Origin of the sequence: Citrobacter sp. FDAARGOS_156 (assembly GCF_001559235.2) — a bacterium.
In the GTDB taxonomy this organism is placed as follows: domain Bacteria; phylum Pseudomonadota; class Gammaproteobacteria; order Enterobacterales; family Enterobacteriaceae; genus Citrobacter; species Citrobacter youngae.
This window is the reverse complement of sequence record NZ_CP014030.2, coordinates 4,307,418-4,324,213: the sequence shown is the minus strand read 5'-3', so window position 1 is coordinate 4,324,213 and position 16,796 is coordinate 4,307,418. Positions and strand designations below refer to the sequence as shown.

Genomic DNA, 16,796 nt, shown 5'->3' with positions numbered 1-16,796 from the left:
CTGTTGACCGTTTCAATATGAAACGCTGACATTTAAATATGTATCAAATTGGAACGTAATTAATTTTATTTTTTTATCGGCCTGCTCATTTAAAGTTCGGCTATTGCTGATAAAGGCGATTGCTGGGGGGATAGAGCACCAGCGATACAGCCTGGCGTCCCTATTCTTTATCTTTTGAGTCTATAAACTATGAGAAGATCAAAACGATTCGAAGTTCTTGCGAAGCGCCCTGTAAATCAGGATGGGCTTATTGGCGAATGGCCGGAAGAAGGTCTGATCGCCATGGAAAGTCCCTACGATCCAGCCTCTTCTGTGAAGGTGGAAAAGGGTCGTATCGTTGAACTGGACGGCAAGCGCCGCGCCGAGTTCGACATGATTGACCGCTTTATTGCCGACTACGCGATAAACGTGGCTGAAACCGAGCGTGCCATGCAGCTCGACGCACTGGAGATCGCCAGAATGCTGGTGGATATCCACGTCAGTCGCGAAGAGATCATTGCTATTACCACCGCTATTACTCCGGCGAAAGCGGTGGAGGTGATGGCGAAAATGAACGTGGTAGAGATGATGATGGCGCTGCAAAAAATGCGCGCCCGACGCACCCCCTCTAACCAGTGCCACGTGACCAACCTGAAAGATAATCCGGTGCAGATTGCCGCCGATGCCGCTGAAGCGGGGATTCGTGGTTTTTCCGAACAGGAAACGACGGTCGGGATTGCCCGCTATGCGCCGTTTAACGCCCTTGCGCTGTTGGTCGGTTCTCAGTGTGGTCGCCCTGGCGTACTGACACAATGTTCTGTTGAAGAGGCTACTGAGCTGGAGCTGGGAATGCGTGGGTTAACCAGCTACGCCGAAACGGTGTCGGTCTACGGAACGGAATCGGTATTCACTGACGGCGACGATACGCCATGGTCAAAAGCATTTCTCGCCTCGGCCTATGCGTCCCGCGGCCTGAAGATGCGCTACACCTCCGGTACCGGTTCGGAAGCCTTGATGGGCTATTCCGAAAGTAAATCGATGCTGTACCTGGAGTCGCGCTGCATTTTTATCACCAAAGGCGCGGGTGTACAGGGGCTGCAAAACGGCGCGGTTAGCTGTATCGGGATGACGGGCGCAGTGCCGTCGGGGATCCGCGCGGTACTGGCGGAAAACCTGATTGCGTCGATGCTCGACCTTGAAGTGGCCTCGGCTAATGACCAGACCTTCTCACACTCCGATATTCGCCGTACCGCCCGCACCCTGATGCAGATGCTGCCCGGCACCGACTTTATCTTCTCTGGCTATAGCGCCGTCCCCAATTACGACAACATGTTTGCCGGTTCTAACTTCGATGCTGAAGACTTCGATGATTACAACATACTGCAACGTGACCTGATGGTTGACGGCGGCCTGCGCCCGGTAACCGAAGAAGAAACCATCGCTATCCGTAACAAGGCGGCGCGGGCTATCCAGGCGGTATTCCGCGAACTGGGCCTGCCGACTATCAGTGATGAGGAAGTGGAGGCTGCCACCTACGCTCACGGCAGCAAAGACATGCCTGCGCGCAATGTGGTGGAAGATCTGGCTGCAGTGGAAGAGATGATGAAGCGCAACATTACCGGGCTGGATATCGTCGGGGCGCTAAGCGGTAGCGGATTTGAAGATATCGCCAGCAATATTCTCAATATGTTGAGACAGCGCGTGACCGGTGATTACCTGCAAACATCGGCCATTCTGGATCGTCAGTTCGACGTGGTCAGCGCCGTGAATGACATCAATGATTATCAGGGACCCGGCACCGGCTATCGCATCAGTGCCGAACGCTGGGCAGAAATTAAAAATATTGCGGGCGTGGTTCAGCCCAGCTCGATTGAATAAGGCGGTACACCGTGGAATGCACAACTGAACGTAAGCCCGTTTTTACCTTGCAGGTCAGTGAAGGCGAGGCGGCAAAAGCAGACGATCGCGCTGATGAAGTGGTGATTGGCGTCGGGCCGGCCTTTGGCAAGCACCAGCATAAAACCCTGATTGATATGCCGCACAACGCGATTCTGAAAGAGCTGGTGGCAGGGATTGAAGAAGAGGGGCTGCATGCGCGAGTGGTGAGAATTCTGCGCACCTCTGATGTCTCTTTTATGGCGTGGGATGCGGCGAACCTCAGTGGCTCCGGCATCGGGATTGGTATTCAGTCAAAGGGAACCACAGTTATTCATCAGCGTGATTTACTGCCCCTGAGTAACCTTGAACTCTTCTCTCAGGCCCCGCTGCTGACGCTGGAAACCTATCGCCAGATTGGAAAGAACGCTGCGCGCTATGCACGCAAAGAGTCGCCCTCGCCGGTTCCGGTGGTCAATGACCAGATGGTGCGCCCCAAATTTATGGCCAAAGCCGCGCTGTTTCACATTAAAGAAACCAAGCATGTGGTGCAGGATGCTGCGCCTGTCACGCTGCATATTGCATTAGTAAGGGAATGACAATGAACGACAACATCATGACCGCGCAGGATTATCCTTTAGCTACCCGCTGCCCGGAGAAAATCCTGACCCCCACCGGGAAACCGCTAACCGATATCACCCTTGAGAATGTGCTGGCGGGACATGTAGGGCCGCAGGATGTGCGTATTTCTCAGCAAACGCTGGAGTATCAGGCGCAGATTGCCGAACAGATGCAACGTCACGCCGTGGCGCGCAACTTCCGCCGCGCGGCCGAACTGATTGCCATCCCGGATACCCGCATTCTGGAAATCTACAACGCGCTACGTCCGTTTCGCTCTTCATTCGCGGAGCTACAGGCGATCGCTGATGAGCTGGAACATACCTGGCACGCGACGGTGAACGCCGGATTTGTGCGTGAGTCGGCAGAGGTGTATCAGCAGAGAAACAAGCTGCGTAAAGGCAGCCAGTGACGGAGGGAATATGCCGTTAATCGCAGGGATTGATATCGGCAACGCCACCACGGAAGTGGCGTTGGCGCAGCATGACCGGTTTATCGCCAGCGGGATTGTCGCGACCACGGGCATGAAAGGAACGCGGGACAATATTGCCGGGGTGGTCGCTTCCCTGCAGCAGGCGCTGGAAAAAACGCCATGGTCGCTTAAAGATGTGGCGAAAATCTGTATCAATGAAGCCGCACCGGTGATTGGCGATGTGGCGATGGAAACCATCACGGAAACCATCATTACCGAATCAACGATGATAGGGCATAACCCACAAACGCCCGGCGGCGTTGGCGTGGGAATGGGAACCACCATTGCTGTGGAGAAGCTGGCGGCATTGAGTGAGGATCGATGTGCTCAGGGCTGGATCCCATTGGTGGGTGAGGCAATGGATTTTCTCGAGGCAGTTTGGCTCATCAATGAGGCACTGGATCGCGGAATCAACGTGGTGGCGGCCATCCTGAAAAAAGATGATGGCGTGTTGGTGAATAATCGCCTGCGTCGGCCAATGCCGGTGGTTGATGAAGTCACCCTGCTGGAGAAGGTGCCGGAAGGCGTGCTGGCGGCGGTGGAAGTGGCGGCCGCGGGACAGGTGGTGCGGGTGCTGTCGAATCCTTACGGTATCGCTACCTTCTTTGCCCTGACGCCGGAGAAAACACAAACCATCGTCCCTATTGCCAGAGCGCTGATTGGTAACCGCTCCGCCGTGGTGCTGAAAACCCCGCAGGGCGATGTGCAATCAAGAGTGATCCCGGCGGGTAAGATCTTTATCCGTGGTGAAAAGCGTGGCGGTGAAGCCGACGTAGCGCAAGGTGCGCAGGCCATTATGCAGGCGATGAACGCCTGCGCGCCCGTGCGAGATATTGGTGGGGAAGCTGGTACGCACGCAGGCGGCATGCTGGAGCGAGTGCGTAAGGTGATGGCCTCGCTGACTGGGCATGATATGAACGCGGTGCATATTCAGGATCTGTTGGCGGTTGATACGTTTATTCCGCGCAAGGTGCAGGGCGGCATCGCCGGGGAGTGTTCGATGGAAAATGCTGTCGGCATTGCGGCGATGGTGAAATCCGATCGTTTACAAATGCAGGCTATTGCCAGCGAGTTGAGCGCGCGATTAAACACCTCCGTTGAAGTAGGAGGGGTAGAGGCCAATATGGCCGTGACAGGTGCGTTAACGACGCCTGGATGTGCTGCACCGCTGGCGATCCTCGATTTAGGCGCAGGTTCCACTGATGCAGCCATCATCAATAGAGAAGGGACAGTAAAGGCGGTACATCTGGCCGGTGCGGGTAATATGGTCAGCCTGTTGATTCAGACGGAGCTGGGTCTGAGCGATCCGTTTCTGGCCGAGGAAATAAAAAAATACCCGTTGGCGAAAGTAGAGAGCCTGTTCAGTATTCGTCATGAGAACGGTGCGGTGGAGTTTTTCCGCGAACCGCTCAGCCCATCAGTATTCGCCAAAGTGGTGTATCTGAAAGATGGCGAGTTGATCCCGGTAGATAACCAGACTTCGCTGGAAAAAATTCGTCTGGTGCGACGTCAGGCCAAAGAGAAGGTTTTTGTGACCAACTGCCTGCGTGCATTGCGCCAGGTGTCTCCCGGCGGATCCATTCGCGATATCTCTTTCGTGGTGCTGGTGGGCGGTTCCTCGTTGGATTTCGAAATCCCACAGATGATTACCGACGCGCTGGCACATTACGGGGTTGTCGCCGGACAGGGCAACATTCGTGGTACCGAAGGGCCGCGTAATGCGGTGGCGACCGGGCTGGTTTTGGCCGGAATGGCGAATTAATCGTGCAGAAAACAGCCGCCGCAAGCGTTTAGCTGCGGGGTAAATCAAATAAAGGCAACGTTCTCTTTGATATCCCGGCGGAGTTGGGTACATAGTATAAATGTGTCTCTCACGTGGTTAATTTTAAGGATAAGAGCATGCCAACAGCAATTGAGAAAGCATTGGATTTTATTGGTGGTATGAACACCTCAGTGTCAGTACCCCATTCAATGGACGAAAGTACCGCTAAGGGAATCTTAAAGTATTTGCATGACTTAGGTGTGCCAGCGAGTCCGGAAGTTGTAATGGCACGGGGTGAGCAGGAGGGATGGAATCCTGAGTTCACGAAAAAAGTAGCCGGATGGGCAGAAAAAGTCGCCTCCGGTAACCGTATCCTTATCAAGAATCCAGAGTATTTTTCGACCTATATGCAGGAGCAGCTCAAAGAACTCGTGTGAGCTGACTATCGAATAACACGCTAACGGACGTTTCCATCTCGGGATGGCGGCGTCCAAAAGCGCTGCCACAATTCTGATTAATCCCGATTACCATCCTGGTGCGTTTAAAACGCGTGGCTAACTCTGTATCTTAAAAATAACCACGTTTTTATTATCTGGTTAACCTCTGACGATCTCCATTTCATAAAATACGCCATTTCGTTTTGTCCCTCTGGGCACAATAAAAATATGAACATAATCAGGTCAGCGGTGCCTGCGGAATTGTTGTGATCGCAGCGCAACCTACTCTGGGCGGCGTCTGCTCACCAACACGAAGTGTGTTTTTATACTTTCCCGACTGGAATCATCGTTTTTTCATGAATGTGTCACTATAGCTAAAAGCCTCAATGACGAATATCTCATTATTCAGCCATTCGTTACCCCAGGAATATATCTATGTCTGCTAAAACGCTGTATGAAAAATTAGTTGAATCGCATACCGTTCGGGAACTTGATAACGAAGGGCATGTTTTACTTTATATCGATCGTTCGATACTCAATGAATATACCAGTCCACAAGCATTTAGCGGGTTAAGGGAACAGGGACGGCCGGTGCGGCATCCGGAAGCCTTTCTGCTGAATGTTGATCATGTTAATCCCACCCGGCCGCAGCGCGATATGCTGATGACGGATCCCGGCGGTCAGTTGCAGGTTGATTATTTTCGGGAAAATGCCGCTGATTTTGGTATCACGTTATTTGATGTGCTGGACCCACGGCAAGGGATAGAACATGTCGTTGCCCACGAGCAAGGGCTGGTCATGCCCGGAATGGTGATTGCGGCTGGCGACAGCCATACCACCACTTACGGTGCGTTTGGCGCTCTGGGATTTGGTATCGGTACGTCGGAAATCGAACACCTGCTGGCGACTCAGACGCTGGTCTATCGCAAGCTGAAAACCCTGCGTGTCAGCGTTAAGGGTGAATTGCCTTTTGGTTGTTCTGCAAAAGATATCGTTCTTGAATTACTCGAACGTACTGGCGCAGATGGTGCGACAGGATATGCCATCGAATTCGACGGTGAAACAATCAGTGCCCTGAGTGTTGAGGGGCGAATGACGCTTTGCAATATGGCCGTGGAGGCAGGAGCTCGCGGTGCGATTATTGCGCCGGATGAAAAGGTTTTTGACTATATCCACGGGAAGCCGCAAATGCCCGCAGGTGAACTCTGGCAACAGGCATTGCAGGAGTGGTCGCAGTTAAGTAGTGATGCTGATGCGGTTTTTGATAAGACCGTGACGATCGACTGTCTCGATCTTGAACCTAAAGTGACCTGGGGGATCAGCCCGGATCAAACCTGTGCGATCACCGGCCATGTCCCATCCCCGGAACACGAAACGCATCCACTTAAACGCCTCGCGCTTGAGAAAGCTCTCCAGTATATGGATCTGCTGCCCGGTACGCCGGTGAGTGACCTTCGTATTTCGCACGCTTTTATTGGCTCATGCACAAATGGCCGCATTGAAGATCTGCGGGCCGTCGCGAAAGTCGTGGCAGGACGCAAAATTGCCAGCCATGTGCGCGGGATTATTGTGCCCGGTTCAACGCAGGTCCGGTGCCAGGCGGAAGACGAGGGGTTGGCGAAAATCTTTATTGATGCTGGTTTTGAATGGCGTCAGTCGGGTTGCTCAATGTGCCTTGCGATGAACGAGGACGTACTGGCAGCAGGCGATCGCTGCGCATCGGGTACGAACCGTAATTTCCCTGGGCGGCAAGGCGCAGGGGCAAGAACGCATTTAATGAGCCCGGCGATGGTCGCGGCAGCAGCGGTAGCAGGGCATCTGGTCGATGTTCGGACATTACTTCAGGCGGGGGAATGAGATGGATACGTTTAAGCAAATTAGCGGGCGAATTGCGCCAATGCTGGAACCGAATATCGACACCGATGTGATTATGCCTAAACAGTTCCTGAAAGGGATCGATCGTCAGGGGTTGAATAAAGGGGTGTTTTTCGATCGCCGTTTCCTGGGCAATGGTCAGCCTAATCCCGATTTTATTCTCAATATGCCGGGCTGGCAGGACGCGACGTTTTTGCTGGTCGGCCCCAACTTTGGCTGCGGATCGAGCCGCGAACATGCCGTTTGGGGATTAAAACAGTTGGGCATCCGGGCGCTGTTAGGTTCCACTTTCGCCGGGATTTTTGATGACAACTGCCAGCGCAACGGGATCCTGACAATCTCTTTGGATGACGCGTCTCTGGCTCGTCTGGCACAGTTAGCTGCGAAGGCTGACAGCAATCTGATCACGGTTTCTCTTGAACGCTGCGAGATTGTGACAGCAGATGAAACACTTCCTTTTGTCATTAGTGAACTCAAACGAGAGATGTTGGCCGCTGGCGAAGATGCTATTGCCTGGGCACTGCAATATCTGCCAGAGATCGAAAATTTTGAGGTGCAGCATTACGCGCGGCGCCCATGGTTAAAGTGTCCGGCATCCGCACGTGGCTAAGAAAAGAGATGGCGATGAAACGGGGGCAATGTCGGGCAAAAGGCAGGAGACAGTGATGAGTACAGTTATTGAATGCGGCGCTTCTCCGTTCATTCCTGGGTTTGCATTAAAGGATGTACGGCTGCCAAATGGTTTAACAATCCGGGTCGCCATCGGAGGAAACGGTTCACCGTTAGTGCTCTTACATGGCCATCCGCAGAACCACATCACATGGCGTAAAGTCGCGCCGGAATTGGTGAAAAGCCACACGGTGATTTTGCCGGATTTACGGGGCTATGGAGACAGCGACAAACCGGCGAGTGACCCGGCGCATCGTACCTATTCAAAGCGTATGATGGCGCAGGATATTGTCATGCTGATGGAGATTCTGGGTTATCCGCGGTTCGCTTTTGTCGGGCATGACCGTGGAGGACGGGTGGGACATCGGCTGGCCCTTGATTATCCTGACAGTGTGACGTGTTGCACGTTCATCGACATAGCCCCGACAGCCACAATGTACGCGTTAACCAATAAGGCGTTTGCCACGCGCTATTTTTGGTGGTTTTTCCTGATCCAACCTTTTCCATTACCGGAAACAATGATCGCGCACGATCCGGCATTTTTTCTGCGCAAGCATATTGCAGGTCAGTTAAAAACTGCAGGGGCGACATCAGAAGATGCGTTCAATGAATACCTGCGCTGTTACCAGAATCCTGAGATGATCCATGCGGTCTGCGAAGATTATCGTGCCGCAGCATCGATTGATCTTGAAGACGATGCTGCGGATGCGTCTGCGCGTATTGAGTGTCCATTACTGTTGCTGTGGGGGGCTCAGGGCACGGTAGGGCAGTTGTATGATGTTGTGGATACCTGGAGAGAAAAAGCGACGCACGTGCAGGGAGAAGCTTTGCCTTGCGGGCATTCTCCGCAAGAGGAGATCCCAGAGATCTTCATGCAGAAACTGCAGTCATTTTTGCGATCGGTGTTATAACATTGTCATTTTCCGTCATCTCGCTGCGATGTTATGAAAACGACGCCTGTAGGTAAAAAGCATCGCCAGCCCCTTGAGGGCTGGCCTTCTGTTGAAGATCTTTTCGTTTTTGTCACCGTTGCCCGCAACGGTGGATTTGCCCGGGCAGCGCTGGAGCTGGGGCTATCCCCCTCCTACATCAGCAAACGCATCGCTATCCTTGAAAAATGCCTCAACGTCCGGCTTTTTTTCCGTAATAACAGAGTGATGCGTCTCACACCGGAAGGCGAAAATGCGCTGGATGGGGCGATGCAGGTCGTCAGTGAAATGGATGGCTTTGTCAGTCGTTTGGATAATCAACGTGGCGTGTTGGCGGGTCATATCACCCTCAACTGCTCATTTGGTTTTGGGCAACAATATGTCGCAGAGGCGCTGTCGTCATTTATGATCGCCTACCCTGATATCACGGTAAAACTCACGCTAACGGATCGTGAAGTGGATCTTGTGGAGGAGGGTGTCGATATTGAGATTCGCGTTGGGGATGACATCAATGAATGGTATATCGCACGGCAGTTGGCCACTAATCGCCGGATCCTTTGTGCTTCCCCTGAGTACCTGGAACGCCACGGTAAACCAGAGTCTGTTAGTGCGCTTGTGCAACATGATTGCCTGATGATTCAGGAAAAAAACTCGGCATTTGGCAACTGGATATTAACGGATGGCAGGCAGCAGACACATTGCCGACTAAACGGTTTTCATTCTTCCAACAGCGGCAGCGTGGTGCTCATTTGGGCACTGAAAGGTCATGGCATTACATTGCGGTCGGAATGGGATGTTGCGCAGTATATTGCACGCGGTGAGCTGGTTCACGTGTTGCCCCAGTGGTATCAGGAAGCGAATATCTGGGCCGTATATACCCGGCGTTCATCAAGCTCTGATCGTATCAAAACCTGCATCGATTTCCTCACTGAATATCTTGCACAATGCTTGCCGGACGGTAAAGCACCGGACGTGTTGTGAGCAATAGGCGCCAACTGTAGTGGCACCGGGTGCTCTTACTTACGTCTACTGTTGGGTGTTCTTTTTGCCAGCACCCAGTGGCTTTTAGGACTTTGCGTTGGTGGTGCGGTTTTGTTGTCTGCGATAGTGGCAAAGTTATCTTTTACCCCACCGCGTGGCCCGACCTCCACATAGATACCTCCGTTGTTACCGGAGTTCTCACCTGGTTTTAGCGTCATATTTTACCTCCTGATTTTCGGGTGACGATTATCGGAGGTTGAGGGGAAGATTAACATCGGCCAGATGGCATTGGCTGAAATGCATAAACACTGGGGGTAACTTATGGGAGGTATAATTGGTACTAAAAAGGACCTGCGATTTCTCGCAAGTCCTTGAAATTTGGTGGCCCCTGCTGGACTTGAACCAGCGACCAAGCGATTATGAGTCCCATTTTAAAGCTCGTAAAATCAGTGAGTTACTGATTTATATATTTTCTTAAGGCTATATAGTGATGAAAAGTGGTGCATAGTGTTGTGCTATGCTGCCACTTTGCTGCCAAATTTTGAATCGCTAATTAGCTTGTAAACTGCTTTCCGACACTATTAGTTAACGATTTAGCTATAGTTCTGGTAACTTCATCTTTTCTTCGACTCATGTGAGAAAAATGCGCAAATTTTAAAAAGAGAACTTTGCCTTTTTCTTTTTTGTTTTGTAATAACATTGGAAGTGAGTAGTAAATTACAAACATCCTTATTCCTTCAATAACTTCAGGACATTTATCGACGAGTAAGTCTTTAAACCGAGTATCAGTTTTGTCACGATATGATTGAATCAATTCACGTGAGGTAAAGGGCAATGTAAAAGCACCAGCATTTAATGCTTCAATATACTCACCATAAAGTACTCGGCTTATATCAAGGCAAATTATACCTTGAGAAGAGCGGTCTTCTAATTTGCTCAGTTGTTTTTCAAAAGCATACTTTACTAGTTCTATGACTTTTTTTTCACTTCTAGGGCGTTTGCATTCAATACCAAGTCTTATTATATCGTTTTGAGAAATAATATCGTGTTCGCCATTAATCTCAACATTAAAACCGGCCCTTTTGAATCTGGATGCCACTTTAGCTTCAAAAAAGAAATCTCTAGCAGAGTTTTTGTTATCATCTTCTAGAAAATCGGCACCTTTTGTTATTTTTGTTATAAAATGTTTTTCTATTTCACTTGAGTTAGAAAATGAATTGTAGAGCTCACAAAAATCTAGTAATTCAGTGATGGCCCATAACTCTTGAAATGAAGGGATTTGACCATCGCTACTCCATTTCTTATAAACTTTAGATGATTTTCCAAAACGAGTTGAGTTGTAATTAACTCCATATTCAGTTAACCATTTTTCGACTTTTTCAATGTCGCTAATTTCAATGGCATTCTGCTTAGTGGTATTGGAAATTGTCGTTTCCACATCAACTCCTTGATAACAAGTGTAATATTAATATATTTGGTTTATTGGATTAAAATAGAGTGCTTCATTTAAATGATCAGGTGAAAAATGCGCATACCGCATTGTAACTTTAATATCGGTATGCCCCAATATCCGTTGAAGCACAAGAATATTACCGCCATTCATCATAAAATGTGAAGCGAATGTGTGGCGCAAAACATGCGTCAGTTGCCCGGCAGGTGTGTCAATACCAGCGCGTTGCATAGCTTTTCTAAAGGCAGAGTAGCATGGTTTGAAGAGTGACAGCGCTTTTCTGCTCGTAGGCAGCTCAGCCTGTAACTTTTCAGTTATCGGCACCGCGCGGTTTTTCTTGCCTTTTGTTTTTACGAAGATGATTTGCCCAGCGCGAATCTGGTTCCCTCTCAAACATTCTGCTTCACTCCATCGTGATCCAGTTGCTAGGCAAATCTTAACAATAGTAGTCAGATCTTTAGAACGGCTTTTCTCACATTCAGAGAGTAGTGTGCGGATTTCTTCAATGGTGAGATAGCCATCTCGGATTCACTGATTTTAAACTCACGCACATTCTCTAACGGGTTCGGTGCAGTCCATTCATCAAATCGACGCAGTTCGTTAAACATGGCTCTGAAATACGCCAGTTCTAAATTAACCGTGCGTGGCGTAACATTCTTCACTCTGCTGGAGCGGGTGATCTTCCCACTTAAACGCTGCTCGTGATACGACGCAAAAATTTTCGAATTAAACTCGGTTGCGAGTGGGTTTCACATCGCCTCGCATGCAAAAGCCATCGTGGTTTGTCGCTTTTCACCATCCGCTAATTTGATGCCGTGGGTGTTGAACCAGAGTTTAATCAAATCAATTATGTTCCAGTTCCCGCCAGAAGGGACGCTGGTTGAAGTCGCTTTTACCGGGGGGCGACCTGATAAACCGTTTATCCGGCAGACGCTGCCGGATGGTACCAGTCTGCCGGATGTAAAGCCCGGCGAACAGCTGCAACAGCAGCGGGCGGAGGTGTCGCAGCGTGTTACCCAGGCTGGCGACTGGGTGCGGCAGACCGATCAGACCATCAGCGAAACATCGATGGCGCGGACGGTCAAAGCCGACACGGAACAGCGTGATCTGGTCAGTCGGGAAACCACGGTTAAAGCCACCGATAAGACCACGGTACTGGGTACCGCCACCCTGATGGCCGGAGCCATTCAGCAGGTCAGCGCCGGGGATTTTAGCCAGGCCGTGAAGGGTAACAGGCTGGCCAGCATTGAAGGGAATGACGAAACCGATATAACCGGGAAGCAGTCCATGAAAGTGGCCGGTGATGTGGATGTTGATGGGGGAACACTGACTGAAAAGATTGCCGCGCTGCGTAAATCGGTGGCGGCGGGCGGTCAGCAGATTATGGGACCAACTGTCCATATTGGCAGTGAGAGTGTCAATACGCTGGCCATGATGCTGGATACCATTGATTTACTGGCAGAGCTGGCGCAGCAGTGTGCGAGCCATTCACACCCCAGCGTGGGTACGCCAACCAATGCCGGGGCATTCACACAGACGGCGGAGAAGGCCGGACAGACCCGCAATAAGTACCAGAAAATAATCGCCTGACCATCCCATCAGCCCGCGCATAATGCGGGCTTTTTTGTACCCATTCCCAGACCTCACCAGACGCATTCTAAGCGTTTATTTCCCCTGACCACTACCACGCAACATCATTAAAGGCTCTGTGCTGTCACGTTACGCTGGCGGCGCTAAATGCTGACAAAATAAATCTTTCGCAGACAAAAACGGCACTACACCGCACCCGCCTGCGGTTTCTGGATCGATAAGTTTTTTCAGTTTTATTTTTCTACAAACCAGACAGCCAGACTGCGCCAGCACTGGCGGCTTTGCGGAAAACCAGAACTGAAAAGGATGAAAGGAATTTCAGTGTTTTTCAGTTTTTTTGTCCTTATGTTTAATGTGTGCTACAATTAATTTATTGATTTATATGGTTAAATGTAATTTTTCTTAAATGAACTGGCTTGATGGGTTGCATTTGCTAAGCTTAGTAACAACATAGAAAGAGAGAGGAACCAATGGCTTACTATCTTAGCTATTGGAGTGATTACTGAAATCTGTTGTACAGTGCTTGTGGTTGTCACTTATGCAGTGTATAAAGGTCATCCAAACAGATTTATGAGTAAAAAATGACTAACTGGAGGAGCAATACTATGAAAACTTTCCGCGAAGAGGATTGGGGCTTATCCTAAGAAGTTTCATTTTCTGAATTGACGAGAGGTGGGGTTTTTCCCCGCCTTTTTTGTATGCAAACATAACTACAACTCATTGAAAATGAATGAAATAATTTCTAATCTCTGGGATACTAGCCCAACGTTCTTCAGTAATGTTGTTGCGGCCATCGTTGCTCTAATAGTGGCTGTCGTAACGATCAGAAAAAATCGTCAAACATCCCGCGAAAAAAACTCGTTAGATTTCGAATCATCTTATAAAAGAAGCGATAAAGTTGATGCCGCTTGGCAAGAAATCTTAACTTTATTGAAGAAAGATCCTAAAAAGCCCAAAAAACCGATGAGCCATTGGGGACTAAATTCTGTAAGGCAAACGAAAGAAGCCCGAGCGCTGATGACGGTTTTCAATGAATGGGAACGCTGTGGGAACGCCATCAAACACGGGCTCTTTGATGAAGGATTTTTGTACAAAGTCTATGCTTCCACAGTCATCAACCTTTATGTTGCATGTAAACCCTACATTGAAGAACGTCAAAAGGTTAATCCGCGGATATATGCTAATTTTTGTTGGCTTGCTAACAGGTGGATTGTGAAAAGGCGCGGGGAATGCCTCAAGAATGAGTTGAGACTGCCGTTTAATCTGTCTTTCCCCAAAGAAAAAGGAAGGCACTAGTCAGCCATCGATGCATCATATATAAGATCTGGATTTTATTATGCTCGATAACGAAGGGTTGCACCTATGTGTAACCCTTTTTTGTCTCGTGTATAGCGACAGCATTCACGATGGGTAGTCAAATCATGATCCCTCTTGCTGGCATTAAACCTGCTACCGAGCGATTATTTATCATTTTTGGACTTAGTATCTTCTTGATATTTTTTGTAAGATTCGGCCAACCAAAGTACGCTAATCCAAACAAGAAAATATAAGCACAAAGCTAATGCAACAAACAAAATGATGTGAAATGGCTTTTTCCAAACATCATCAATGATTTCAACTGCACCTTCAGTGAAGGAAAGTTTATTTTTGAGTATGTTTGTGTAAGCGTTGAGAAAAGTGTAAACGACGAACGTTAAGAAACCTGTCCCCAAAATAAAATTAAACAGCTTACTTGATAGGTGTTTTAAGTAGAATCCTGGGTTTTTAAAAGCGAAACCTACCCATATGGCGACTGAAGAACAGAACCCCCCAACCAGCCATATCAAAGTGCTTAATTCGATCTCCATGCGTTGGTCCCCACAACAAGTTGAAGCTATGCAATCAAGCATCGTGCTGCTTTCATGCGACACTTTTGCGACACAAGAGAGAAGATGAAAAAAAGCCACCTTTTGCAAGGTGGCTTAATTCTTTGATTATAAAGCTAAAATTTGGTGGCCCCTGCTGGACTTGAACCAGCGACCAAGCGATTATGAGTCCGAACCATATTTGATTAAAAACAATGATTTACAGTAAATTCAAGCGCATAGGATTTCGTATATTGTCGAAAAGTATTGCATAGTGCTGCGCTGTGCTGCCATTTTGCTGCCACTAATTAGGTTTAGGGGGTTAAGTTGAACCGCTTCTGTTAGATGGTCGGGAGCAAAGTGAGCATAACGCATCGTAACTTTTATATCTGTATGTCCGAGGATGCGTTGTAAGACCAGAATATTGCCGCCGCCCATCATGAAATGGCTGGCAAAAGTATGTCGTAGAACGTGCGACAGCTGACCGTCTGGCAGTTCTATTCCCGCGCGCTTTATCGCGCTCCTGAATGCTGAATAACAACCGGTAAAGAGTGGCTTCGAGGTTCGGCTTTTGGGTAGCAATTCGTAAAGCTCATCACTGATTGGAACCGCACGGTTTTTCTTACCCTTAGTTTTGATAAAAGTTATTTTACCGGGGCTTATCTGCTTGCCAGTTAAGCTCTCAGCCTCTCCCCATCTTGCGCCGGTCGCAAGGCAGATTTTAACAATCGTGGTTAAATCACCTGCTTTGCTTTTCTCGCATTCCTCAAGCAAGCGCGTCGCTTCCTCAACCGTAAGCCAGGCTAACTCAACTTCTGCAATCTTAAACTCTCTGACGTTTTCGAGAGGGTTTGGTGCTGTCCAATCATCAAGCCTTTTCAGCTCATTGAACATAGCCCGAAAGTAAGCCAGTTCGAGGTTTACCGTTCGAGGGGTTACTGACTTTACGCGATCCGAGCGGGTGATTTTTCCGCTTAATCGCTGTTCTCTATACGTTGAAAATAATTTAGCGTTAAATTCAGTTGCGAGGGGATCGCCCATAGCGAGACAGGCAAACTCCATTGCGCCTTTACGCTTCTCGCCATCAGCAAGTGTTACACCATGTGCGTTATACCAGGCTGTAACCAAATCCCTAACGCGGCGTTTGTCTGTCTTCTCACCCAGCCACGGCTTATCCTGAGCTTGATCCTTTATATGGCGCTCGAATGCTAGAGCCTCGCCCTTAGTGGCAAACTGGCGCCGGATGCGTTTTCCATCGCGCCCGTTTGGGAATACCTGGGCTTGCCACTTGCCATTGGCGAGTTTGCTTACGGCCACTTAATTAATCTCCCGTTTGGTATCAAACAAACTGCTCGGTTTTGCTTATCACCTTGCCTAATACTTTTACGTCTGACGTCGCGCACTCAAAAGAGGCTCGCCCATTCTCAATACGTATGCGTCCGCCGGGGAATCTAAAAACCTCTCTAATACTGGTTAAGCCGTCAATTTCGACCAGCCACCACCCATCGTTGATTTCACCCTCGTGATTATCGACTAAATAAACTGAGCTTTCGAAAGTCACGACAAAGGGAGCTGATAAGCCTGCAGGAATTAAACTAGCGTCGTATATGATTTCATTTTGTGAAGTTGAAACCCCATCAGTGATTACCAAGTGCTTTAGAGTCCTGGTAACCGTTCCAGCCTCAGCCTGACCCTCAAGCATCGGACCTTCACCAGCGGCCAGCCATAACAGAGAAGCGCCCGTTTCAAGATGGCAAATCACAGCCCAATCAGAGGGAAACGTGTTCCGGGCATACCTATTAGCCATGGTGCTCTGTGATATCCCCAGATGATTGCAAAGGGCCTGGCGAGTGGTGAATCCATAGGCTTTAAGAATGCGCTCAATGACCGGTTGACCGCCTTTGTTCTGCATAATCTCCGTACGCAGCTTTTGCGGAATATGGTGTTTTGTGATGTTTTGAATTGACATTGGCGTTTTGTGATCCTATTCTCCGTTATGTGAAGCAACGAATAGTAATTAATAGTCTCGAATAGTGTAGAGACAACCCAAACTGAGGAATATTGCATCATGAAACAACATTTATCAATGCGCCCCAGCATCAACCTTGTGGTGTCTGAACCATATATCACCCTGCATGAGTTCTGCCGTCGTACCGGTTACAAGCTCAGCTATGCCCGTCAAATGGTTCGTGAGGGGCGTCTCCCGATCCGTAAGAAAGAAAACGCGAACGGTCTGGTTGAAGTAAACATGTTCGCCTTGACGATGGAAGCAGCCCAGGGCTGTGAAGTCGCAATGCAAGCCTGATAGTTCCATT

At 49.2% G+C, this 16,796-nt stretch carries 15 protein-coding genes and 3 pseudogenes; 12 read left to right on the top strand and 6 right to left on the bottom strand.

Annotation, left to right across the window (positions count from 1 at the left end):
* Positions 1-189 precede the first annotated feature (189 nt).
* The 9 genes from AL515_RS21315 (at position 190) to AL515_RS21275 (ending at position 9,597) form a co-directional block, all read left to right on the top strand.
* Positions 190-1,857 (top strand): propanediol/glycerol family dehydratase large subunit, encoded by a 1,668-nt coding sequence (locus AL515_RS21315; protein WP_061068648.1) that lies wholly within the window; start codon positions 190-192, stop codon positions 1,855-1,857.
* An 11-nt stretch (positions 1,858-1,868) separates the two neighbouring features.
* Positions 1,869-2,453, top strand: coding sequence for a propanediol/glycerol family dehydratase medium subunit (locus AL515_RS21310; protein WP_040230555.1), 585 nt, complete (start codon positions 1,869-1,871; stop codon positions 2,451-2,453).
* A gap of 2 nt (positions 2,454-2,455) precedes the next feature.
* Positions 2,456-2,884: a glycerol dehydratase small subunit DhaB3 gene (locus AL515_RS21305; protein ID WP_005131409.1), complete on the top strand. Its 429-nt coding sequence runs from the start codon at positions 2,456-2,458 to the stop codon at positions 2,882-2,884.
* A 10-nt stretch (positions 2,885-2,894) separates the two neighbouring features.
* Positions 2,895-4,706, top strand: a complete 1,812-nt coding sequence (locus tag AL515_RS21300) for a diol dehydratase reactivase subunit alpha (RefSeq protein WP_061068647.1) — start codon at positions 2,895-2,897, stop codon at positions 4,704-4,706.
* A gap of 113 nt (positions 4,707-4,819) precedes the next feature.
* The gene (locus tag AL515_RS21295) at positions 4,820-5,143 is read left to right on the top strand and encodes a DUF1889 family protein (protein ID WP_071887391.1); all 324 of its coding nucleotides are present in this window, start codon (positions 4,820-4,822) and stop codon (positions 5,141-5,143) included.
* A 435-nt stretch (positions 5,144-5,578) separates the two neighbouring features.
* Positions 5,579-7,000, top strand: a complete 1,422-nt coding sequence (gene leuC / locus AL515_RS21290) for a 3-isopropylmalate dehydratase large subunit (RefSeq protein ID WP_061068645.1) — start codon at positions 5,579-5,581, stop codon at positions 6,998-7,000.
* A gap of 1 nt (position 7,001) precedes the next feature.
* Complete coding sequence (gene leuD, locus AL515_RS21285) at positions 7,002-7,628, top strand: 3-isopropylmalate dehydratase small subunit (RefSeq protein WP_061068644.1); 627 nt, start codon at positions 7,002-7,004, stop codon at positions 7,626-7,628.
* Positions 7,629-7,683: 55 nt separating this feature from the next.
* Positions 7,684-8,598, top strand: coding sequence for an alpha/beta fold hydrolase (locus AL515_RS21280; protein ID WP_105242197.1), 915 nt, complete (start codon positions 7,684-7,686; stop codon positions 8,596-8,598).
* Positions 8,599-8,631: 33 nt separating this feature from the next.
* Positions 8,632-9,597, top strand: a complete 966-nt coding sequence (locus AL515_RS21275; RefSeq protein ID WP_061068643.1) for a LysR family transcriptional regulator — start codon at positions 8,632-8,634, stop codon at positions 9,595-9,597.
* Here the strand turns inward: AL515_RS21275 and AL515_RS21270 are convergent.
* The 3 genes and pseudogenes from AL515_RS21270 to AL515_RS21260 all read right to left on the bottom strand — a co-directional run.
* A pseudogene (locus AL515_RS21270) lies at positions 9,542-9,815 on the bottom strand (cytoplasmic protein). The gene AL515_RS21275 and the pseudogene AL515_RS21270 sit on opposite strands and share 56 nt — an antisense overlap.
* 335 nt (positions 9,816-10,150) lie before the next feature.
* Entirely contained in the window at positions 10,151-11,035 is an 885-nt protein-coding gene (locus tag AL515_RS21265) for a hypothetical protein (protein ID WP_061068641.1), read from the bottom strand.
* 27 nt (positions 11,036-11,062) lie between these two features.
* Positions 11,063-11,898: pseudogene (locus tag AL515_RS21260) on the bottom strand (phage integrase); the annotation flags it as partial.
* Between AL515_RS21260 and AL515_RS21255 the strand changes: the two are divergent.
* Together AL515_RS21255 and AL515_RS21245 are read left to right on the top strand one after the other, a co-directional pair.
* Positions 11,897-12,637, top strand: a pseudogene (locus AL515_RS21255) (hypothetical protein); the annotation flags it as partial. The pseudogenes AL515_RS21260 and AL515_RS21255 sit on opposite strands and share 2 nt — an antisense overlap.
* Before the next feature lie 726 nt (positions 12,638-13,363).
* Positions 13,364-13,933: a DUF4760 domain-containing protein gene (locus AL515_RS21245; protein ID WP_129533677.1), complete on the top strand. Its 570-nt coding sequence runs from the start codon at positions 13,364-13,366 to the stop codon at positions 13,931-13,933.
* Positions 13,934-14,097: 164 nt separating this feature from the next.
* Here AL515_RS21245 and AL515_RS21240 read toward each other — a convergent pair whose 3' ends face one another.
* The 3 genes from AL515_RS21240 to AL515_RS21230 all read right to left on the bottom strand — a co-directional run bounded on the left by AL515_RS21240 (position 14,098) and on the right by AL515_RS21230 (position 16,450).
* Complete coding sequence (locus AL515_RS21240; protein ID WP_061068639.1) at positions 14,098-14,484, bottom strand: hypothetical protein; 387 nt, start codon at positions 14,482-14,484, stop codon at positions 14,098-14,100.
* 228 nt (positions 14,485-14,712) lie between these two features.
* Positions 14,713-15,798, bottom strand: a complete 1,086-nt coding sequence (locus AL515_RS21235) for a phage integrase (RefSeq protein ID WP_061068638.1) — start codon at positions 15,796-15,798, stop codon at positions 14,713-14,715.
* Positions 15,799-15,820: 22 nt separating this feature from the next.
* Positions 15,821-16,450 (bottom strand): phage repressor protein CI, encoded by a 630-nt coding sequence (locus AL515_RS21230; protein WP_225807921.1) that lies wholly within the window; start codon positions 16,448-16,450, stop codon positions 15,821-15,823.
* A gap of 99 nt (positions 16,451-16,549) precedes the next feature.
* Between AL515_RS21230 and AL515_RS21225 the strand changes: the two genes are divergently transcribed.
* Positions 16,550-16,786, top strand: a complete 237-nt coding sequence (locus AL515_RS21225) for a hypothetical protein (protein WP_017441496.1) — start codon at positions 16,550-16,552, stop codon at positions 16,784-16,786.
* Positions 16,787-16,796: the final 10 nt, after the last annotated feature.